Origin of the sequence: Parasphaerochaeta coccoides DSM 17374, assembly GCF_000208385.1 — a bacterium.
GTDB lineage: Bacteria > Spirochaetota > Spirochaetia > Sphaerochaetales > Sphaerochaetaceae > Parasphaerochaeta > Parasphaerochaeta coccoides.
The window spans coordinates 1,562,025-1,584,201 of sequence record NC_015436.1 but is presented as its reverse complement, the minus strand read 5'-3'; the positions used below and the strand labels follow the sequence as shown (position 1 = coordinate 1,584,201).

Annotated in this window: 16 protein-coding genes; 12 read left to right on the top strand and 4 right to left on the bottom strand. The window is 52.7% G+C overall.

Annotated elements, in window-relative coordinates; genetic code table 11:
- Positions 1-7: 7 nt before the first annotated feature.
- The 11 genes from SPICO_RS06915 (at position 8) to SPICO_RS06865 (ending at position 16,788) form a co-directional block, all read left to right on the top strand.
- Positions 8-1,783 (top strand): M3 family oligoendopeptidase, encoded by a 1,776-nt coding sequence (locus SPICO_RS06915; RefSeq protein WP_013739952.1) that lies wholly within the window; start codon positions 8-10, stop codon positions 1,781-1,783.
- Entirely contained in the window at positions 1,780-2,958 is a 1,179-nt protein-coding gene (locus SPICO_RS06910; RefSeq protein WP_013739951.1) for a class I SAM-dependent RNA methyltransferase, read from the top strand. Before SPICO_RS06915 ends, SPICO_RS06910 begins: the two co-directional genes overlap by 4 nt.
- The gene (locus tag SPICO_RS06905) at positions 2,955-4,868 is read left to right on the top strand and encodes an NAD(+) synthase (RefSeq protein WP_013739950.1); all 1,914 of its coding nucleotides are present in this window, start codon (positions 2,955-2,957) and stop codon (positions 4,866-4,868) included. The genes SPICO_RS06910 and SPICO_RS06905 overlap by 4 nt, the downstream gene beginning before the upstream one ends.
- A gap of 140 nt (positions 4,869-5,008) precedes the next feature.
- Positions 5,009-5,644 carry a hypothetical protein gene (locus tag SPICO_RS06900; RefSeq protein ID WP_013739949.1) on the top strand — a complete coding sequence of 212 codons (636 nt, stop codon included), beginning with the start codon at positions 5,009-5,011 and terminating at the stop codon, positions 5,642-5,644.
- Positions 5,645-5,872: 228 nt separating this feature from the next.
- The gene (locus tag SPICO_RS06895; protein ID WP_013739948.1) at positions 5,873-6,475 is read left to right on the top strand and encodes a hypothetical protein; all 603 of its coding nucleotides are present in this window, start codon (positions 5,873-5,875) and stop codon (positions 6,473-6,475) included.
- A gap of 209 nt (positions 6,476-6,684) precedes the next feature.
- Complete coding sequence (locus SPICO_RS06890; protein ID WP_013739947.1) at positions 6,685-7,035, top strand: hypothetical protein; 351 nt, start codon at positions 6,685-6,687, stop codon at positions 7,033-7,035.
- Between the two features lie 2 nt (positions 7,036-7,037).
- Complete coding sequence (locus tag SPICO_RS06885) at positions 7,038-7,811, top strand: MBL fold metallo-hydrolase (RefSeq protein WP_041395157.1); 774 nt, start codon at positions 7,038-7,040, stop codon at positions 7,809-7,811.
- A 20-nt stretch (positions 7,812-7,831) separates the two neighbouring features.
- A complete protein-coding gene (gene polA, locus SPICO_RS06880; RefSeq protein ID WP_013739945.1) occupies positions 7,832-10,672 on the top strand; it encodes a DNA polymerase I in 2,841 nt (946 codons plus the stop codon).
- Positions 10,672-11,280: a dephospho-CoA kinase gene (gene coaE / locus SPICO_RS06875; RefSeq protein WP_013739944.1), complete on the top strand. Its 609-nt coding sequence runs from the start codon at positions 10,672-10,674 to the stop codon at positions 11,278-11,280. Before polA ends, coaE begins: the two co-directional genes overlap by 1 nt.
- A 48-nt stretch (positions 11,281-11,328) precedes the next feature.
- Positions 11,329-12,426, top strand: a complete 1,098-nt coding sequence (locus SPICO_RS06870; RefSeq protein WP_013739943.1) for a hypothetical protein — start codon at positions 11,329-11,331, stop codon at positions 12,424-12,426.
- A gap of 462 nt (positions 12,427-12,888) precedes the next feature.
- Positions 12,889-16,788, top strand: a complete 3,900-nt coding sequence (locus SPICO_RS06865) for a fimbrillin family protein (RefSeq protein WP_013739942.1) — start codon at positions 12,889-12,891, stop codon at positions 16,786-16,788.
- Between the two features lie 111 nt (positions 16,789-16,899).
- On the opposite strand, the gene SPICO_RS06860 is transcribed toward SPICO_RS06865, so the two are convergent.
- Positions 16,900-17,574 carry a lysoplasmalogenase gene (locus SPICO_RS06860; RefSeq protein WP_013739941.1) on the bottom strand — a complete coding sequence of 225 codons (675 nt, stop codon included), beginning with the start codon at positions 17,572-17,574 and terminating at the stop codon, positions 16,900-16,902.
- 116 nt (positions 17,575-17,690) lie between these two features.
- Positions 17,691-19,013, bottom strand: coding sequence for an MFS transporter (locus SPICO_RS06855; RefSeq protein WP_013739940.1), 1,323 nt, complete (start codon positions 19,011-19,013; stop codon positions 17,691-17,693).
- A gap of 129 nt (positions 19,014-19,142) precedes the next feature.
- Between SPICO_RS06855 and SPICO_RS06850 the strand changes: the two genes are divergently transcribed.
- Positions 19,143-20,219, top strand: coding sequence for a KamA family radical SAM protein (locus SPICO_RS06850; protein WP_013739939.1), 1,077 nt, complete (start codon positions 19,143-19,145; stop codon positions 20,217-20,219).
- 114 nt (positions 20,220-20,333) lie between these two features.
- On the opposite strand, the gene efp is transcribed toward SPICO_RS06850, so the two are convergent.
- Both efp and SPICO_RS06840 read right to left on the bottom strand, forming a co-directional pair.
- Entirely contained in the window at positions 20,334-20,897 is a 564-nt protein-coding gene (gene efp, locus SPICO_RS06845) for an elongation factor P (RefSeq protein ID WP_013739938.1), read from the bottom strand.
- A 110-nt stretch (positions 20,898-21,007) separates the two neighbouring features.
- Positions 21,008-22,162 (bottom strand): EF-P lysine aminoacylase GenX, encoded by a 1,155-nt coding sequence (locus SPICO_RS06840; RefSeq protein ID WP_245523196.1) that lies wholly within the window; start codon positions 22,160-22,162, stop codon positions 21,008-21,010.
- Positions 22,163-22,177 lie beyond the last annotated feature (15 nt).

Below are 22,177 nucleotides of genomic sequence, written 5' to 3'. Positions count from 1 at the left end.
GAAAAAAATGGAAGAAACATTGCCCCAATGGGATCTGACACCGATATACACAGGCTTTGATGACCCGGAGCTTGAGAATGACATGATATTCCTGAAAACCGGGAGCGTTGCTTTGACGGCTCTCCTGGAGAACGGAGAGATGCGCTCCCGTGATATGGTCGGATGGTTTGGCGCCGTCCTTGATGCCTGGCAGGAGCTGCTTGATATCGATGAGACACTGGATGCCTACGCCAACGCACGTCTGACCACCCAGACGGCGGATCCACTCGCCATAGCCTGCGTCAACAAAGTCGCCACGGCTCGGCTTGATGTTAAGGCCGTGGGAGTGAAACTTCTTGCTGTCTTCGGACAGAATGAAGATGCTGTCCGTTCTGTTGTGGCTTCCCATGAAAAATTTGCTCCATACGCCTATGTAGTGGAAGAAATGCTACAGGAAAACCAACACCAGATGACACCTGCTGAGGAAGATCTTGCCGCCGACCTTGCCCGGAGCGGAACTGATGCCTGGGGACGCCTCCAGGAAGCCGTATCGTCTTCAGTCTCGGCAATCTGGGACGAGGTCACAGGGGAGAGAAAGAGCGTCATCCAGCTCAGGGCAATGGCGAGCGATCCTGAGCGGACAGTGAGGGAGAAGGCATGGCGGCTTGAACTGGACATCTGGAAGCACCATGAAGTGGCCTTTGCCGCAGCGTTGAACGGTGTCAAAGGTGCGACGGTAAGCCTGGATAAACGGCGTGCATGGGCTGACCCGCTGGAGCGTTCCCTTTTTCAGTCGCGTGTGAACCGCTCTACGTTTGATGCCCTGATACAGACACTTGAAACAAATCTTCCCTTGTTCCGTTCCTATCTGACCGCCAAGGCGAAAGCACTGGGGGTGGAGAAGTTGGCGTTCTACGACCTGTTCGCTCCTGTAGGACACAGCACATCATGGACGTATGACAAGGCCAAGAAATTCATCGTCACGCAACTGGGAAGTTTTCACGCTCCCATTGCCCGGCTTGCTTCACGTGCCTTTGATGAGAACTGGATTGATGCTGGTCCCCGTGCCAACAAAGTGGGCGGAGCCTATGATACCTACATGCCCAAGGCTGGACAGAGCCGCATCCTCTCAAACTTTGATTTTGATTACGATGGAGTGACGACCCTTGCCCATGAGCTTGGGCATGCCTATCATGACAGCGTCGTTGCCGACAAACCCGCTTTGCTCCGGCATTATCCCATGACCCTTGCGGAAACGGCTTCAATTTTCAATGAATATCTTATCTTCTCCGGAGCCCTCTCCGGGACACAGGGAGACGAAGCTCTTGCCCTGTTGGAGAATTTCATCCAGGGAGCTTGCCAGGTATGCGTTGACATTCTCTGTCGTTATCGCTTTGAGAAAGCGGTGTTCGCACGCCGCGCGGAGGGAGAGCTTACGGCGGAAGAATTTTGCGCCCTGATGATCGATGCTCAGAAATCCACCTATGGTGATGCTCTGGACGCCGACAAGCTCCATCCTTATATGTGGGCGGTCAAAGGACATTATTACAGCACAGATTTCTCTTATTACAATTATCCCTATGCCTTCGGGCAGCTCTTTGCCCTGGGTCTGGTTGCTGCCGGACAGAAAGTTGATGACTTCCCGTCCCTGTATGATGATATGCTGAAAATGACCGGAAGCGCTGATGCCGCCACGGTTGCCGCCCGCGCGGGGTGTGATATCACGTCACCGGACTTCTGGCAGGGGGGTATGGACACCATAGCCCATCATATCACGCGGTATAGGGAAGAAACCGGAGCATGAGCAAAAACGCTGTCAGCATCCGTTCCCTTGTCCAAGGAGGCGCGGGACTCGGCATGAGGGAGGATGGGAAACTCCTTTTCGTAGAAGGCGCTTTGCCGGGCGAGACGGTTTCCTATCATCTTGCTGCTGAGAAGTCTTCTTGGGCGCAAGCAGTGGTTGACGAAATCCTTGAGCCGTCGCCACAGCGGGTCGCGCCACGTTGCCCCTTTTATGATGAGTGTGGAGGATGCAACTTGATGCATCTGTCCGAGGATTCCCAGGCTGAAGAAAAGCAGCGGTTGTTCATTGATGCCATGGAACGTACCGGAGGTATTCCACGGGACAGTCTTGTCCTTGAACCTCCTGCCTCTGCCACGGGATGGGAGTATCGGAGCCGTTCCGCTTTCCATGTAGATGAGCGACTACGCCAGGCGGGTTTCCTTGGCAGGCGGAGCCGTTCCCTGGTTCCGCTTCCTTCCTGTCCGGTGCTGGTTTCTGAGCTTTCTGAAGTGCTGGCCGGACGGGACGAACGCTTATGGAAAGCCGCAAGAAAGGTAAAGGAATCCCTTGCGCGGATAAGCGTGTTTGCCGGAGACGCCGACATTTCTTATGGGAAGATACCGGTCGTCGCGACAGTTGACGGTATCCCTTTCCATGTGAGCGCACAGGTATTCTTTCAATCCAATCGCCTGCTCATGCCTTCTCTCATAAGATTCGTTCTTTCCCATGTCAAGGGAGAGAGGGTGATGGATCTGTATGCGGGCGTCGGGGTTTTCAGTGCGTTTCTGGAACGTGAAGGACACACGGTCATTGCGGTGGAGAAGGAGCCGGATTGCCTGGAGCTGGCAAGGCTTAATGCGCCGCGTACCCGCTTTCATACCGCCGCCACGGAAAAGTGGCATCCTTCCATGAGTGAGAAGGTCGATACGGTTGTCGTTGACCCACCCCGTACCGGTCTGGCTCCTTCCGTACCGGCTCTCATTGCATCGTGGAAACCAGAGCGGGTCATCTATGTGTCATGTGACAGCGTGACACTGGCGCGAGACTTGCGGAAATTCCTCTCTGAGGGGTATAGTCCTACCATAGCCCAGGTCTTTGACCTGTATCCACAGACATCCCATTATGAGGCTGCGGTGGTGCTGGACAGGATGGGAGAGCTGGACAGGATGGGAAAGAGCAGGAGCAGCAGAGCATGAGAGATGGATTCATATCAGTTGCCGCGGTCAGTCCGGCGGTGAAAGTCGCGGATTGCACATGGAATACCAGGCGCATCATCCAAGCGATGGATGCCGCTTCTTCCCAAGGGATTTCACTTCTTGTTTTCCCTGAACTGTCTGTCACAGGGTACACGTGCGGGGATTTGTTCCTTCAAGACGCCCTGCTGGCCGCCGTGCAGGAATCCCTTGCCGCCATTGTTTCCCACAGCACCGGAATAGATACTGTCGCTGTTGTCGGAGCTCCTTTGGTATGGCGGAACAAACTCTATAACTGCGCTGTCGTCATCCATCACGGACATATCCTGGGTGTCGTGCCCAAAACGAACATCCCCAATTATCAGGAATTTTATGAACTGAGATGGTTTGCTCCCGCGCCGGATGGCATTGATACGCTTGTCCTGGCGGGGCAGGAGGTTCCCTTCGGCACACGTCTTCTTTTTTCATGTACATCTGTCACTGATTTCATCTTTGCGGTGGAAATCTGCGAGGATCTTTGGGTTCCCATGCCTCCATCAGCCTCTCATGCCATGGCCGGTGCTACGGTGATGGTCAATCTTTCAGCCAGCGATGAAGTGGTGGGGAAGGATGGATACCGGAGAAACCTGGTCGCCTCCCAATCTGCCCGGCTCGCCTGCGCGTATATCTATTGCGATGCAGGTTACGGAGAATCGACCACTGATCTCGTCTTCACGGGACATGACCTTGTCGCGGAGAACGGGCACATAGTGGCTGAGCATGAAGGCAAGGCTGACCAATTGCTCCGTACCGAGGTGGATGTTGCATTCCTTGCCCGTGAAAGGCGTCTTCTCTCCACATTCCCCCAGACTTCAGGAGATTACCGGACCATCTTCTTTTCTCAGAAGATCGGGGAAACTGTCCTGACAAGGACAGTGGCCCGGTATCCTTTCGTCCCTGCTGATTCAGCCGACCTGAAGGAAAGGTGCGCAAAGATACTTTCCCTCCAGGCGCAGGGATTAGCCAAGCGTCTTGAACATACCCGGAGCACAGGACTCGTCCTGGGGTTGTCTGGAGGATTGGATTCCACGCTGGCATTGCTTGTCAGCATCAGGGCGGTCGATGCCCTGGGCATGTCCCGCAAGAACATACTTGCCATCTCCATGCCCGGTTTCGGGACGACAAAACGGACAAAGGGCAACGCCACCCAACTTGCCAAGGCCATGGGCGTCAGTTTCCAGAGCATTTCAATCGCGGCCGCGGTGAGACGCCATTTCATAGACATCGGGCAGGACTGCGACATTCATGATGTGACCTATGAGAACAGCCAGGCCAGAGAAAGAACTCAGATATTGATGGATGTGGCGAACAAGAACAACATGCTGGTGGTGGGTACCGGCGACCTGTCCGAACTTGCGTTGGGGTGGGCGACTTACAACGGCGACCATATGTCAATGTACGGAGTCAATGCTTCAATTCCCAAAACCCTTGTCCGGCACCTTGTCCGCTATGTAGCCGATGAAAGCGACGAGACGCTTGGCAAAGTTCTTCTTGATGTCCTCGACACGCCGGTCAGCCCTGAGTTGCTTCCCGCGGACAGCCAGGGGAAAATCAGTCAGGTCACAGAAGATATAGTCGGCCCGTATGAACTGCATGATTTCTTCCTCTACGCCATGATGAGAAAAGGGTTCTCTCCCTCAAAGGTGTTCAGGCTTGCCTGCCGGGCTTTCGAAGAGACGTATGACAGAACCACGATACTCTCATGGTTGACAGTCTTCTACCGGAGGTTTTTCTCTCAGCAGTTCAAACGTTCCGTCCTGCCGGATGGACCCAAGGTGGGAACGGTAACGCTGTCACCAAGGGGTGACTGGCGGATGCCCAGCGATGCCCAGGCGACAATCTGGCTTGATGAGCTGATCTTATTGCGGAAATAAACATTTTTTGAGTTTTTTTTTAAAAAAATCTTTTTTCGCTGTATTCTTTTTTCTATACGAGTGTTATATAGCTATGATAGTGCTTGGCGCGGGACTGCTTTCAGTCCTTGGTGCTTTGTATTTCAAGGAACTCGATAGAAATGAAAAGACAATTTGTTCTGATAGCCGTCATGATACTCCTTATTCCTTTTGCTCTCTCCGCCCGAAATGTTTTTGATGCCCGCTTTGGGTTCAACGCCCTGTATGCTCCGACGGAAGAAGGTGCTTTCTTTGAAGATGACATTGCTGCAAATACCAGCTTGGGAGGCAACGTCATCCTGCGCCTGTGGAATATCCAGACGACCCTGATGGCTGTCGCCGTAGCGCCCCAAGGGGATGCGCCCGGATCTTTATCTGGCTTCAGCCTGTATTCTGATTTTTCCCTGTCCATACCTATCTTGCCATCTTATATTTATCTGTCGTTGGGAGCTGGAATGGCGACTGATTTCAGGATCAATGTGAACACAGATGCCATGGAAGTTTATTTCCCGTCATACGGAGCGGAAGATGCCACGACAGTACCCTTGTCTAAACTGGAGTTCGGCCAGGTGATACGGTATTCTTCCCTGTTCTGGAAATTCGGACTTGACCTTTTCCTTGGTCCGTTCAACGCTAATGTATTTTATATCATCAGGACGCCGGCGACTTTTGCCGCCATATCGTCCGGACAATGGGACAAGCTGCTCCTGACTACGAATAATGCGTTGGGTGTTGGATTTTCCTTGGCTTTGTTCTGATGGAGAGCGTCCGTGCGGAGAACGCGGGTACAGCGGAGCCGCATGGAAAGGAAATATGGAAAGGAAATGAGGTCGCAGGCATCATTTTCGGTGATTGTAATTTGATGTAACTTGGTGTAGGATAAAACTATCATCAAGATTTACAGCCTGATTTTATAATTGATTTTCCGATTCTTGGGAAGCTTCTCATGGAGAACAAAACCAAGGATTGAGAGAGGAGAGATGAAAATGAAAAAGAACTTGATCGTAGTAGGGCTTATACTCCTTCTGTTGCCGACGGCTGCTTTTGCCAGCGTGTTCAGCTTCGGTCCCTCTGTCGTGTATAACGTCCCGGTAGGAGAAGTGGATGCCCTTGGAGATATCGTCGAAGACTTTGATGTCGCTAAGCTTTCCTATGGAGCCGAAGCCCGTGTCAGGCTTTTCTTTCTCCAGGCAGGTGTCGTCGCTCTCGTGACTCCGGGCAGTGATGCCGACAACTTTGGCTTTGCAGGCCTGCTTACCGCTGGCGTGAACTTTGACCTTGGCCTCGTCGGTATCGGCTTGGGCATGGGACCCCGCGTCAATGCGAAGCATGCAGGAAATGAATGGAAGATTACTGACCATGCGGGAAATAACGTCACTGCGGAGAACTTGGAGCATGTATTCAAGAATGCTCCCATGGTATATCGAGCCAACGTGGATTTTAACCTGGGCGGCATCACAGTGGGACTGACCTATACAATTGATACGAAGTATAAGTTTGCGGAACCCTCCAAGGTTGAGAACCTTGCTCCTGACTTTAAGGAAAATGCAGGGCGTATCGGTGTCTCCTTCCTGCTCAACATCTTATAGAACATTCTTACGCACACATATGACGGTCATCAGGCAAGCCTGGTGGCCGTCTTTCCATATAGGGGCAAGCGCAAGCCTGGCTCCAGCACATATGCCGGAGTAAAGCGGACAATACGAGCGTTGCCGCAAGGCAAGCGGAGACGGATTGAAGCATAGCGAAGATTCCGGTGATTGTGGTAGAATACAGAAGTCCATAGGAGGAATCCATCATGAAAGTGATTCGTTCGTTTTTATTTGCGCTTATCGTCGCTGTCCTGATATTCCTGGGCATATATTTTTTTTCTCCAGGGTTCAGCCATAGTGTGTTCGGCATCAGCTGGCGGAATCGAGGCGTGGCCATGAGCGAAAGTGAACCGGATGTTGAGGCAGTCATAGCCGAGTTGCGCTCGAACATCACGGAATGGGGAAAGGAAGCCTCTCTGACCGCCGCTCAGACTGCTGAGATGCTCAAGAACATTGACAAGTCCAAGGTAGAGGCAGCTCTATCCCGTGGCGTGGACACGGTTACGGATTCTGCCCGAAATCTTTTTGATTCCCTGCGTTCGGAAATAGGGAAGTGAGCGTGGTCGTCGAATTTTTTGGTACCGGTACGAGTCATGGCATTCCTGTCATTGGTTGCGATTGTCCGACCTGCGCATCCTCCGACTCGCGGGATACACGTCTGCGCACATCCACCCTTATCCGGGAAGATGAGAGGCGGATAGCCGTTGATACGGGGCCTGAATTTCGTCTTCAAATGCTCCGTGCCGCTGTCCCTGCGCTGGATGCCGTCCTCTACACTCATTCACATGCTGACCACATGAACGGGATAGATGACCTGCGTATCTTCTGTTATGACAAACCATTTCCGGTATATGGCAGTAAAGGGACGATAGATGACCTGCTTGTCCGTTTTCCTTATGTAGTCTCGGCACACAGCAAATACCATGGTGACGGTCTGCCCCATCTTGATGTCAATGTCCTGAATCCAGGGATCCCCGTGGAGATTGCCGGTTTTCAGGTGGTTCCGGTTCCCATCGTCCACGGCGGCCTTGTTGCTTTCGGTTACCGGATTGGCGGTTTTGCCTACCTGACCGATTGCAATTTCATCCCGGAGGAAAGCTATTTTCTGCTTGAGGGGCTTGATGTGGTAGTGCTTGACGGTCTCCGCTTCACGTCCCATCCCACTCATTTTTCCATATCCCAGGCGATTGAGGCGGCGAACCGCATAGGCGCGTCGCGGACATACCTGACCCATATCAGCCATGATGCCGGTCTTCATGCCGACATTGAAAAGAAACTTCCTTCCGGCATCTGCCTGGCCTATGATGGACTGATTCTGGAATGTAGTTCATGAACCGACGACAAGGAGTTGCCATGACAGAAAACCGACAGCAGGATTTCCTGTTCGATGATATAGAAAATGACAAAGATATAGAAACCGATGGAACAGAAAGCAATGGAGAGGATGTTACGAAAAAAAATCTTCCTCCGGTAGACGGGCATCCCAGAAAGCTGTTCATCATTGATGGCTTTGGAATCATTTACCGTTCTTATTTTGCCTTCATATCACGTCCGCTCAAGGATTATGAAGGCAACAACGTGTCGGCGCTCTTTGGCTTCATCTCCACGTTGCTGATGATTCTCCGTGAATGGAAGCCTGACTATCTGGTCATAGCCATGGACGAGAAAGGACCGACTTTCCGTCATGAGTTGTATCCGGAATATAAGGCGACCCGTGACGATGCTCCGGAGGATCTTCATGCCCAGGTACCTCGCATCATGGAAGTCCTTGATGCCCTCGGCGTTCCTCATATTGGAAAGGTAGGGATGGAGGCCGATGATATCATAGCAACTCTCTGCGCCAATGCGACGGCACAGGGCATAGAAAGCGTCATGGTCACAGGAGACAAGGATTTGCTCCAGTTGGTAGATGATATGACAAAGGCTCTGCGTCCTCCCCGCAAAGGAGAGTCATCTTACCGTCTTTTCGGAGTCAAGGAAGTGGAAGATGAGTTCGGCATCCGCGCCGACCAGATCATCGACTATCTGGCAATCCTCGGCGACAGCTCGGACAATGTTCCCGGCATCAAGGGGCTGGGAGAGAAGGGTGCAATCAAGCTGTTGACCGAATATGGCTCCTTTGAGGTGTTATATGACCATCTGGACGAGATGAGTCCCTCTGTCCGCAAAAAACTGGAAGACGGACGGGAGATGGGCGTGCTGAGCAAAAAACTGGTAAAACTCCGGGATGATCTTTTTACCGTCGATTCCTTCGACAGCCCTCGGTTCACCGTGTCCAGCGTTGACTATGAGAAAGCCATCCCCTTGCTGGAAAAAGCCAGGGCCGGAAGTCTTGTCACGCAACTGCGAAAGATGGCAGAAAACGGTGATGGTCATTCAGATTCCCCTGCTGTTCCGACTGCTGGTAAAGGGGGGTATCGGGCGGAAACAGATGCTGCTGGGGTCGATGCGCTGTTCATCCAGGCTCTGAAAGAAAAAGGACAAGTGGCTTTTGATGTGGAAACCACTGATATCGATGTGATGAAGGCTGTTCCCGTTGGCTTTTCCCTGTCATGGAAGGCTGGGGAGGCATGGTATGTCCCGCTGGTAGCCGGAGGAAAGACGGTATCCAATGAGAAGGCAATGAAGGCAGTGGTGAAGAAGCATCTGGAAAATCCCGCCCTTGGTGTCATCGGACAGAATCTCAAGTACGATTACAAAGTCATGGCACGGTGGGGAGTCCGCATTGCCAACCCCGTCTTTGATACCATGGTCGCCGCCTGGCTCCTTGACAGCGCGTCAGGCATCTACAACATGGACAAGCTCGCTGACAAGTACTTGGGTTATGTCACCATCACATATGACCAAGTCGTTCCCAAGGGCGCGTTGTTTTCCGATGTTCCGCTTGATAAAGCTGTGCAATATGCCGCCGAAGACGCCGATGTGACGTGGCGGCTTTACGAGACTTTTGCCCCGATGCTCGCTGAACGTAAGATGACCAGTCTGATGGATGACCTGGAAATGCCGTTGCTGCGTGTCCTTGCGGACATGGAGCTGGAAGGTGTCCGTCTGGATGTTGACAGGCTCATCATGTTCGGAGAGGAGATAGACGGGAGGGTAGAGAAGATCACCCGTGAAATCTATGAGCTGTGCGGTCATGAATTCAATATCAATTCACCAAAGCAGCTCCAGACGGTGCTTTTCGGAGAGAGAGGTCTGCCGGTCGGCAGGAAGACCGCCTCCGGTCCCTCCACGGCGGTGGAGACTCTGGAAAAGCTGGTCGGGCTGGATCCTGTTCCTGCCCTGATTCTTGACTATCGCGGCTTGGTGAAACTGAAGAATACCTATATTGATGCCCTGCCTGAACAGGTTGATGTGAACACCGGTCGCGTCCATACGACTTTCATTCAGACAGGAACCGCTACCGGACGCTTGGCCAGCCGCAATCCTAACCTACAGAACATACCCATCCGCAATGATGACGGACGGCGTATCCGTTCCGCTTTCGTGCCGGAACGGGGGTATGTCTTCCTGTCGGCGGACTATGCCCAGATTGAGTTGGTCGTCCTTGCCCATGTCACTGGTGATGAAGGTTTAAGGGAGGCGTTCTTGGCTGGTCAAGACGTACACCGTCATACTGCGTCACTCATCTTCAACGTGAAGCCGGAAGATGTGACGCCCGACCAAAGGCGCATTGCCAAAACCATTAACTTTGGCGTGATGTATGGAATGAGTACCTTCCGTCTGTCCAATGAGCTGGCAATCTCACATTCCCAAGCGGCGGAGTTCATTGACTCCTATTTCAAGCGGTACCACGGAGTAAAGACTTTTGTGGATGAGACACGGAAAAAAGCCGAGGAGACAGGGTTTGTCAGTACGATGTTCGGCCACGAGCGTCATGTCCCGGAGATCAGAAGTTCCAACAGGATGGAGAAGTCCGGGGCGGAGAGGGTTGTGGTCAATACAATCATCCAGGGGACGGCGGCGGACATCATGAAGTTGGCCATGCTAAGGATTAGCCGCAGTCTGAAGGATTCTGGCATCAATGCGCGCCTGTTGCTCCAGGTTCATGACGAACTGATCTTCGAGGTTGCTTCCGGACAAGAAGAAAAACTCTCTGTCTTGGTCAAGGACGCTATGGAAAAGGCGGTGAAGTTGTCTGTTCCCTTGCGTTCCAGCGTCGAGACAGGGGCGAGCTGGGGAGACATGCACTGATGATTGTCATAGGAGTCACCGGACGGACATGCGCAGGGAAAGACAGCGTGACACAAGCTCTGAGAGCGAAGGGAGCTGTCGTGATTGATGTAGACGCTCTTGGACATGAGGCGCTTGAAGCGAACAAAAATGCCGTGATACAGGCTTTCGGGCAGAAAATTCTCGATGAATCGGGAAAAATCGACCGCAAGACGCTGGGACGCATTGTTTTCTCATCGCCTGGTAAATTGAAGGAGCTTGAGGGAATCAATCATCCATGGATGAAGGCTGCGTGCCGTGAAGAAATTGAAAGGATGCGCAAAAGTGGCGAGCGGATCGTAGTCCTTAACGCCGCGCTCCTGCACCGGATGGGTCTTGATGCTCTCTGCTCCCATGTGGTATTCGTCCGTGCCTTTTTCTGTGTGCGTGCCTACCGTGCATGGAAGCGGGACGGATTATCCTTGAGACGGTTTTTACAGAGAGACAAAGCGCAGAAAGACATATCGCCACGATGCATCCATGAAGACGCTGAGATTCACATAATTTCCAACACGTGCGGAAAAGGTAGAATTAATCGACAAATCAGGGCATTATGTGCTAGGATTATTTCTGGAACCGTGGCACACTGACAGAAAGGTGAGCTGTACGTATTCATCAGTGGAGAAAAGGAATAAGTCATGAGAAGAGCGAACTTGATAAGCTTACTGGTTGTAACCCTTGTCCTGGCGGCTTTCTGCGGCCTGGGAATTTGGTTGTTGCGTCCGGATATGCAACCTGAACGTCTGTCCGCGATTATCACCCGGCAGAATACTCCGCTCGTAGAGATTGCTGAACCGTTGAAATCCCCGGAAGATGCTGCCGCTGCGGAAAAGACGCATCAGGAGGAGCTTGCCGCCGTGGTCGATGAGGTTCTTGCCCGTGCCAAGGTTTCGCTGGTTTCTGACCCCGCAGTCATGGAGACTCTCACCAATGAATTGAGGATATGGCTTGATTCCAATCCGCAGCTTATCTACATCTGGCTGGAAGGAAACCGCGATGTCATTGCCAGGGAAGCTAACAACTTCATTACGCAGTATGTGAGCGTCGCAGTGAAGGATGCTGTCGCTGCCGAACTGATGATGGTCGGGACAGCTGGTATGACCGAAGATGAAGTCATAGGTATTGTGGACGAGCGTATCGCCGCTTGGCTGGCTGAAAATGCCGCTGAGATTTACGAAACAGCCGACACGTTCATCACCGATCGGGTGGCCACCTCTGTGGATGAAGCCATCGCCGCGTGGCTGACTGAAAATGCCGCCTCAATCTACGAAGACGCTGACAATGCTATCACCCAGCGGGTAGCCTCATCCGTGGACGAGGCTGTCGTTGCTTGGTTGACGGAAAATGCCGGTGAGATTTACGGAACAGCCGACACGTTTATCACCGATCGGGTAACTTTCTCCGTGGATGAAGCTATTGCTGCTCATCTGGGGCAGACGGGAGTTGTCTTGACTGAAATGCAGAAGGCCGTTTTGGTGGAAGAAGTCACATCCAAGGTGTTGGAGTCTCTTGCAACCCGGACTGATGTTATTCCCGGTGAGATTCCGCAGGGGAGTGGAGAAACCACAGGGGACGAATTCTCCTATGTTTGGGGCGAGCCTGAATTTGCCAGGACATCGGCTCCTCCGGTCGCTGTAGAAGTTCCATCCGGAACCAGAGAGACATATCTGAGAGATCGCGATGCCCAGCGTGATAATATCCGTACCTTGGTCACCGATCGTTTGAAGGATTTCTGAGTGGTGGTCGAGAACTGAAAAGGATACCATTATTATGACGGAAGGGGGATGTTGCGGCATCCTCCTTTTTATTATCTCTTTCCATGGCGCAAGAAGATGGCTGTTCAAGGTAGCCGTTTAGGGTAACCGGGCTTAAAGTTTTTTTCTCTGCGTCATTATGCGTCTGCCTTGACGGACACTTTTCAGAATTATATTCGCCCAAAAAGTTAATTTAATGCTGAATGTACAGCTTTATGCGTAGACTAATACTTTTGGGTAATGTTCCTTTTCGGCAAAATAATACTTTCGGGTAATATGAGGATTCCTGCTGGGGTGATAAAATTAAGCTGGATTATTGTAGATACGTAGTATCTGATGAATGCCTCTGATCGGGAACGAAGCGGATTCCACAGGATTTGCGGGAGAAGCGGTTCCCTCCAGGAATATAATATGTGCAGAGTCCCAGAGAGGAGGTTGCGTTTTATGAGGAAGTCCCCTATAGCAGTGCTGGCTCTTGTTATGCTCGTATTAGTGCTATCCTCCTGCATCCAGGATTTACATCCGCCGGTCGCTCAGAAGGAGGGCATAGCCTTCTCCACTCGTGTAGCGGGGAATCCTGACGGCTCATGGACGTGGGAGGAGGGAGATGAGATAGGACTGTACATGGTCTCTACAGGTACTGACGTGAACCCTGCCAACATCCTGAACAGCGTGGTGAACTATCCCTACACATATGATTCCTTGACGGGGAAGTTCTGGGGGGACGCCTTCTTCCCGGCAGACGGCACCGAGGTGGGTTTGTTTGCCTATTATCCCTACCGAAATACCCCAATCCTGAACGGAGGGTCCGCATACATCTACAAGGTGGACGTGAGGGAACAAGAGGATCCGTATGAAGATGATTTGATCTTCGCGCGTGTGGACGGGGTGGGCAAGGACGTGCCCGTAGACGTTGATCTCACCTTCCAGCACAAGCTTTCCAAGCTGACGCTGGTGATTAGTGCGGGGGAAGGGCTGGAAACGAGCGACCTTGCGGGGCTGAGCGTGGTTTACCAGAGCATGCCTACCATGGCTGAGATTAATTTTGAAGACGGGAGCATAAGCAACAGGCAGACGGATGCGGCAGGAGGAAAAGTGCCGGTGAACGCGGTGGGGACGGCAGGAGTGGCGATTATTGTGCCGCATGACGGAGTCACCTATCCACATAGGAAAATGGTCTTCACGCTCACCAGCACGGGAAAGACATATACGTGGAACATCCCGGACGCTAAGGTTTTCGAGGCGGGGTACCACAGCACCTACAGCGTGAAGCTCACGGGATGGGGCATTGATGTGGAGCCGGTGGGCGTGACGGCGTGGACGGACGGGGGGAACGGCTCGTTCAAACAGGAGAACATCCCGGACTACACCGGCACAGGTTTGCAGACAGACCCCTACATGATATATACGGCCTATGGGCTGATGCACCTGCTGGCGACATACGGCAGTACGGCCGACATTTACTACGAGCTGGCTCGTGACATAGAGCTGGGCGAGTACTTGGCTGCAAATTCCCTGACATGGCCGGCTATAAATTTCATGGGGAAGTTTGATGGGAAAGGGCATGTGGTCAACGGGCTGCGGATTACGTCTTCATCAGTAAATGTAGGTTTCTTTGCGTCGATGGCCATTAGCGCAAGCGTGTATAACCTTGGCCTGACGAACGTGGTGGTCAAGGGAACTGATACAGGTTTCAGTGAAGTTGGCGGCTTGGCGGGTGTGAATGAGGGGACGATAGAGGACTGCTTCGTGAGCGGGTATGTGGAGAGTCTTGCGGCTACAGGTTACACGGGAGGGCTGGTCGGATTAAATTTTCACGGCACCATCATGCGATCCGCGAGCTATGCGACGGTCGAGGGGGGAGCCTATGCAGGCGGCCTTGTCGGCTTCCATGAGGTAGGGTATATAGAGGACAGCGAGGTCATCGCCGAGAGAGTTCGTGGCACACAGTTCTCCGGGGGCTTGGCGGGTAAAATAGTGGATCAGAGCGTGATAACAGGCAGCCATGCCATTGTCAGGAACGTGAACAGCTCCATGGTGAACGGTTATGCCGGAGGATTTGCAGGAGCAGCCGACCTCTCGGAAATAACGAACAGCTATGCCGTGGTTGATTACGTGAGTGCCTTACAGGCCGGAGGGTTCGTAGGACTCAATGAACAGACGAACATCTCTTTCTCGTCTGATCGCGTCGATACCATCGTAGGAACGGTGGAAGGAAGATACTATGCCGGAGGGTTTGTCGGCAAGGCTGACAACAGCACCATCGAGGATGTATCGGTGGTCTTCGGTCGGGTGATTGCCACCGGATATCTCAGCGGTGATACAAGCACTGGTTCGGCAGGAGGTTTTGCCGGATATCTCACCGGAAGTGGTAGCAACACACTCAGGGGCAGTGCCAGGGGAAGGAACGCTTCTTCCAGGGTAGAAGGGTGGAAGAACGCCGGAGGCTTCGTGGGATTCATGGACAGCGGGGCGGTCGTCGGGAACAGTTCCGTGGACATGAGCGGAGGGACGGTCATGCTCGCCAGCGGCGCTAATACTCCTGCTGCCTATGTCGGCGGCTTTGTGGGATGCTACAGTTTTGCGACGATAAGCGATTCGACAGCGAATGTCGGACTGCTTGATGCCAAGAATGAAAACATTTATAATGCAGGCGGTTTCGTCGGTTACATGAATTACACGGAGGTTGACGAAGATACGTCCATGCTGGGTCTGAGCGTCACGATAGGGAGCATCGAGTCTACCGCTTTCCGTACTGGTGGCTTCGTGGGATTTCTCCATGGGGAAGATAAAGATAATGAGGTATCGATAAATGGCTTGGTGGCAAACATCGGTTCGATTGTGGTGACGGATTCGGGGAATGATGAGAGTGCCGGTGGTTTCATCGGAGTTCTAATAGGTGCATCGATATCCATGACTGATTCGATTGTCACGATAGGAAGCCTCAATTCCGACGCTGGATATACGGGTGGTTTTATCGGACAGATGGAGGGTGGGGCGATCAGCCATACTAATAGCACGGTGGGGACTCCGATAGCAAGCATCGGGGACATCACGGTCACCGACTCTGCTTTCTATGTGGGAGGATTTGCCGGATCCAGTGTAGCAGGAGAGGTAAGTCACGTCACAGTTGTCGTGGACGGTTCCATCACAGGAGGGGCTGCCGGTCACATCGGTGGTTTCGTCGGAAAGATTTCCGATGGCACTACGCTGACCAGTATCACGGCCATCGTTAACGGCTCCATTGAAGGAGGGGCTGGCAGTGCCATCGGCGGCTTCGCTGGCAGTTTGACCGAAGGGACGGTTGTCGAGAGCAGCGTCCTGGTCAGTGGAGATATCACAGGTTCGGCGGCTCATGTCGGCGGGTTTGTCGGGAGCGTCTGGTGGATTTTGGAGGTTGACAAGGGCAGCGTTCATGTTCTGGGGGACATCATAGGCGGGGAATGGGTCGGAGGGTTCGCCGGTTACATGTACGGGGAGGATTCCGTGATCAGCAACAGCCGTGCGGAAGTCGGCGGGGACATCCGCGGGACGAGGAACGTCGGTGGTTTTGTGGGGGGGATACCACACGACGAAGCACTGGTGACGGGGTTGCTGCTGATAGAGAAGAGCGCGGCAATCATCCATGGAGGCATCTTATATGAAGGTAGCGATACATCGTATACAAGTGGTGCCGGCGGATTCATCGGACTTCTGGGTTACGCGGACATCAAGGAGAGTTATGCACGGATAGACGGGGAAGTCACAGGCGGAAGCGCGACTGCGGCCGGAGGTTTCATCGGATATGATCACAGAGGGAATGTGGAAGACTCCTTCGTCCGTGTCAGTAAAGTCATGGGCTCCGGTTCTGTCGGCGGTTTCTATGGAGTGATGCAGAGCTCCGGTTCCGGACTCATCAAAAACGTCTACGTGGTCGTCGAATACGTAGAAGGAATAACCTACGTCGGTGGGTTCGCCGGTTACGTGAACGCGAACTTCGAGAACCTGAGAAGCATCGTTGCGATAATCACGGAGCATGTTGAGGCGTCTCAGCATGATCCAAAGGTAGGCGCCTTTGCCGGAGGTGTTTCCACCAATCCTAATAACACAACGTATGCACGGTATGTCTCGGAACTTTATGCGCCTGGAACGGTTCCGGAGCTGCGGTACACCGGAGTCAATCAAGCTCCTGTTATTGCTGAGAGTGTGGTGACTCCAAAGCCAAACATGACATTCCAGGAGGCGACCTTCTGGTCCACTTCCGCTAACTGGCCAAGCGCGCCATGGAATTCTACAATCTGGGAGTTTGATACCCCTGACGGTTATCCCGTGTTGAAGAATGCTCCGGCTCCGTCTGCTCCGTGAGAAAGAGGCGGGCGCAAAGAAAAGGATTCATTTAGCTTATAACCTGAACAAAAGAGGAACGCGACGCCTGTCATCACGGTGACAGGCGTTTTTTGGAAAACCCCTGATGGCTCAGACTGATAACGTGATTATGCCTACGACCAGCATCAGCTGGGCAATTGTGTAGGTGATCATCACTACATCGGGGCCTCCCATGGGCTTCCCCAATACATCGAAGGCAATCATGGCGTCGGAGAATACAAAGAGAAACGCGCCTACTGTGCAGAGAACAGTACCGGATATGGATCCTGTTCCCCAGGTTCCTATGGCGCCCGCGACATTCAGCATGATTATGACAGTATAGAGGACAAAAAGGGGCAGGAATTTTCCTGCGTTCAGTTTCTTGAGAATGATGACAATAACGGCGATGCCGGCAAGGAAGGCAAAAATACCTGTTGCCCATGCGCCGGTGAAACCCGCGCTTCGTGTGTACATCACGTACCATGAGAAATAGCAGAGATGTCCGGACATGAAAGCCAGCATGCCCAGGGGAAACAACACAGGTTTATCTGCCTTTTTCTCTGGAAGCATGAGAAATACGTCTCCGATGGCACAGAGGACGAGAGCGGCAATAATGATCCATGACATGTGTGACCCCGCTACAAGGGCATAACCGATTGCCAGCAAAGGCATGAGCAACGGCTTGCTCAGATAGTTGTTCAGGTCATCCCTTTTATGGCGTCCCCACACATTCACAATGCTGGCGATGATATAAGAAGTAAAAACCAAGATGATGTAAACAGACATAGAAACCCTCCTGGTTCCAGTGTCGCTTACCTTTTACCATGCGTCAACGTAAACCATTTTGAAATGACTTGCGCTGACGCCAAGTAAGAAAGTCCCTGGGAAATCTCCATGAAAGCTCAGGAAGGCTGTTCCACAGGCTTATCATCCGGTTCTCCCCGCTTCACCTTGCTCATGAAGAAGCAGGCCAGAGCCATGCAAACGGCGGCGAAGATGAACAGGACGCTGTAGCTGCTAATGTCAATCAGGAAACCGGTGATCGGCGGAGCAATGATGGAAGCCAGTTGGCTGAAGAAGTAGTACAGCCCCGTATAGATGCCGATTGTCTCGAAGGACGCCATCTGCCAGAGCATAGGGAAACTGTTGGTGACGATTGTGACCCAGAAGATGCCGAAACAGAACAGCAACACCCAGAAGCTGGCCAGACGCGGCATGGCAGCCAAGCCCCCCGTAACGAAAGAATGGACGAACAGCAGGAGAAGGACAGCGACCAGCGCGACCAATGCCAGACGTATCGTCTTTTTCCGTCCGTACCTGTGTGCCATGACGCCGGAAGGAATGGCAAAGATAGCGTAGGCAATGCCCACCATGCCAGCTCCAAAGGCTGAAAGACCGCCTGTGGCACCCAGAACTTCACTGGAATACTTGCCCAGGAAAGGCAGCACTCCCTGGTAGCCGATGAACCATGTCAACAGTGAGAGAAGTATGAACAGCGCGCTCTTGTCTTTTTCCTTGAAGACAAAGCCTATCGACCGTAAAATGGGAGTCTTTTCTTTCTCCTTTGTGTCTCCGGTGGTGGGTTCAGCTTTCTTTTCCTTTACAAAAACAAAGAGCAACACGACTGCAAGGATGATCAGGATTGTTGCTACGGGAAAGGAAAGTATGTTCTTCTGAGGTTCGCTGAATCCTGGCAGGGACACGGGGACATTCATTAGGAGAGACAGTCCCAGCGTGCCGACGATAGTGGCGACACCGCCCATTGTGTTGATGACGCCGTTGGCCTCGCTCCGCAGGTCTCCGGGAACCATATCGGGCATCAGGGCAACCACAGGACCCCGTACAGCCTGCTTGAAGATATTGAGCAGGAAGATAGTCAGGATAAGGATTGACAAGGAAGTCAGGGCGGTGACGGGAATGATGCCGAAAGCAATGGCCGCAAGCGGCAAAAGCGTCACGATGTATGGCATCCTGCGTCCGATGCGTGTGCGCGTCCTGTCACTAAGCGCGGCAAAGATGGGGATGAGGAAGATTGCCAGGACATTGTCCAGCGTCATGACAGTGCCAATGACACCATTGCTTTCAATGTACCGTCCCAGGAACTGCGGGACAAAGGTATCATACAGGGGATCCATCAGGCCCATGGTGAAAAATCCCAGGCCAATGAGGAAAGTCGTCTTGTAATAGCCTTTCAACCCTTTTTTTTCTTTGTGTTCTTGCTGCATGGAAGCCTCCGTGGATAGTGTAGCATGATTATTCATATTTTCTACGCAGGATGTTTGTAAAATCAATGAAAAAGGTTTTCCGCGGGATGATGCTGGACGTGAATCTCATTTTGCGATACATCATAGTCCATGGATGAAAAAGGACAGTCCCACGGCAGGGGCAGCATGGCGGTGAAGGCTTTTGCCCGGAAACAGGGCATTGTGCTGACAGAAAAAGAACAGGCGTGGGAGAAGGACGGGACATCACCCCCGTTCGGTGTCAGTACGTATTATGCTTCCCTTATCACGCCGTCCGATTCCGATGATCCTATTCGCCGCCAAATCCTGCCGACATCCTGCGAGATGATGTACAGTCCGGGTGAAAGCGAAGATCCCCTTGCGGAGGAAGAACATTCGGTGACCAGTCGCCTGATTCATCGTTACGCGGAAAGGGTGGCTTTCCTTGTCACCGATGCGTGCGCTGTATACTGCCGCCATTGCTTCCGGCGGCGATTCACCGGCACGCAGCGCGGCCCTGCCACCACAGAAGATATCATAGCGGCGGCGAGGTATGTGGGAGCGCACCAGGAAGTGAAGGAAATCCTCTTTACCGGAGGGGATATGTTCACTCTGTCCAATGAGAAGATTGACGCACTGATCGGAGAGTTCCGCGCCGTCCGGCCTGACCTCATAATCCGCCTTTGCTCCCGTGTGCCGGTGGTCTTGCCATCACGGATTACGGATGGTCTGATGGCTGTCATGAAGAAACACTCCAGTGCCCCGTTTTTTCTCATGGTTCAGTTCAACCATCCCCGTGAATTGACAGCCCAGTCCCGTGAGGCGACCGCCCGTTTCATTGATGCGGGAATCCCGGTGTTCAACCAGAGCGTCCTGCTTCGTGGAGTGAACGATGACGCGGGAATCCTGGAAGAACTATGCAATGGGTTGCTGGCCGCCAGAATCAAGCCATATTATCTCTTTCAGGGAGATTTGGTGGAGGGTACTGCCCATCTGCGAGTACCGCTGGAAAAAGGATTGGCTTTGGTGAAGGAGCTGCGTCGTCGGCTTTCCGGTTTGGCTATGCCGGTTTATGCGGTCGATTTGCCTGAGGGTGGGGGCAAAGTGCCTGTGGACAGCATGTACTTGAAAGGCAGGGATTCGGACGGGGCATGGGTTTTTGAGACACCGGACGGCGGAGAACGGCGTTATCGGGATCCGGAAGTATAAACAACCTATGGTGAAACGACATTCGGCATTCGGTAATCAGAGAAGGATAAAGAAAACTCCCCCATCGCAAGATGGAGGAGCCTGATGCCATGGCGTGCTATGTCGGCATGCTTGTCAGTTATTCACCCGTTCCAAGTATTCCTTTGTCTCGGTGTTCACGCGGATTTTCTCACCCAGTTTGATGAAGATGGGAACGCGAACCTTGAGGCCGGTTTCGGTGGTCACATACTTCGTGGCACCCTGGACAGTATCACCCTTGACCGCTTCCTCGGCCTCGGCAACGGTAAAGACGACCTTGCTGGGTATCTGGATGTCGAGGATTTGCTCCTCCCAGAACGTACAGCGGTATGTATCCCCGTCCTTCATGATGTACTGGTAGTCGGGGAAAGACGCCATGGGAACCTCAATCTGCTCATATGTCTCGGTGAGCATGAAGTGGAAATTCTCGCCATCGTTAAACAAATACTGGCAGTCATTGTCTCTGACAACGATGTCCTCGGCATTGTCCTGGGTTTTCATCGTCTCGCTCAGCGTCTGGCCTGTGGAGGGACTTTTCAGCTTGAGACGCACGAACGCGCTTCCTTTTCCGGGATTGACGAACTCGCGTTCGATGCATACAAAAGGCTGCCCTTTGATAAGCAACGCTGTGCCTTTTTCGATTTGACCTGCTTTGATCATGTGTGTTGTTCCTCTGATATTCCTAAGATTTAAGTTTTTATAGATATCTGGAAACGACGCTTTCAGCTTCATTTCCTCACCGCGTGGCCGCGTGCAACCGACTCCGGTGTTTAACCATCGCCCAGCATAGCAGGAAAAGGAAAAAGAATCACCCCCTTGAGCGATGTAATTCCAGTCTGTAGCATGAGCAACCTGTCCATCCCCATGGCTACGCCAGAGCAACGGGGGAAGTCCTTGGTGAAAATATCTGCGAAAGAAAGATCAGCATCGGGGATTACTGCTCCGTTTTGCGAGCGTTCCGTGGACAGTTTTGCGTATTCCTTCCGGTAATACGCCCTGATTTTCTGTGCATCGCGCATCTCATCATAGCAATTAGCCAGCTCAACTCCACCGGCATACATCTCCCATCGTTTCCTCCATGGCCCCGTTTCGTCCTCAGCGGCAAGACATTCAATCTGGATAGGATACTTGTCCAGCACCAAGGGCTTGTCTTGGGGAAGGGAGGGTTCCACAAAGGTGAGGAAGATGCGGTTGAAGGTATCTTCCCATGATTCCGGTTCTTCCGGCAAGCTCAAGCCAAGTCTGAGAGCTGCCCGGCGCAAGTCGCGGACATCTTGGTTCTTCTCCAGGTCGATGCCCGCATAAGCGTGACAGGCTGCGGCCATGCTCATCTTGCGGAAGGGCGGGAGCAAATGATCTGGACAGTTTTTTGGGGCCGTAGCGGCGAGGAGTTCCTCTGTCAGAGCCATGGAGTCTTGTTCATCGGCATCTAAGGTGTAATATTCGAGCATGGTGAACTCAGGGTTATGGTGGCTGCCAATCTGCTCATTGTTGCGGAAACAATGGGAGAACTGATAAATACTGCCCGAACCTGCGGCCAGCAGCTTCTTCATGAAGACTTCCGGGGAAGGCACCAGGTAAAATTCCCTTGAACCAAGGAACTCATGGGAGAAAGTGGTCGCGAATGTGTGGATGGTCGGCTCAGGTATCAAGTCCGGCGAAAGGAGAGGCGTATCCACCTCAAGATAACCGTGAGAGTCGAACCATGAACGCATTGCTTTCAGAAGTCGGGAACGCTGTTTGGCGGCTTGGAAATTAAAGCGGGATGAACCGATGGCAAATGCTTTCGTCATGGGCATCACTATACGTGCTGTGGTACTCGTCTGGCAAGTGCTGATCATCGGATGAACCCTGTGCGCCCTATGGATGAAGCCCCGCAATGGAGCAATGGAGGGTGCAATGGAAGCTGGAAGGTCTATGCGCATGGGGTATCTTCGGAT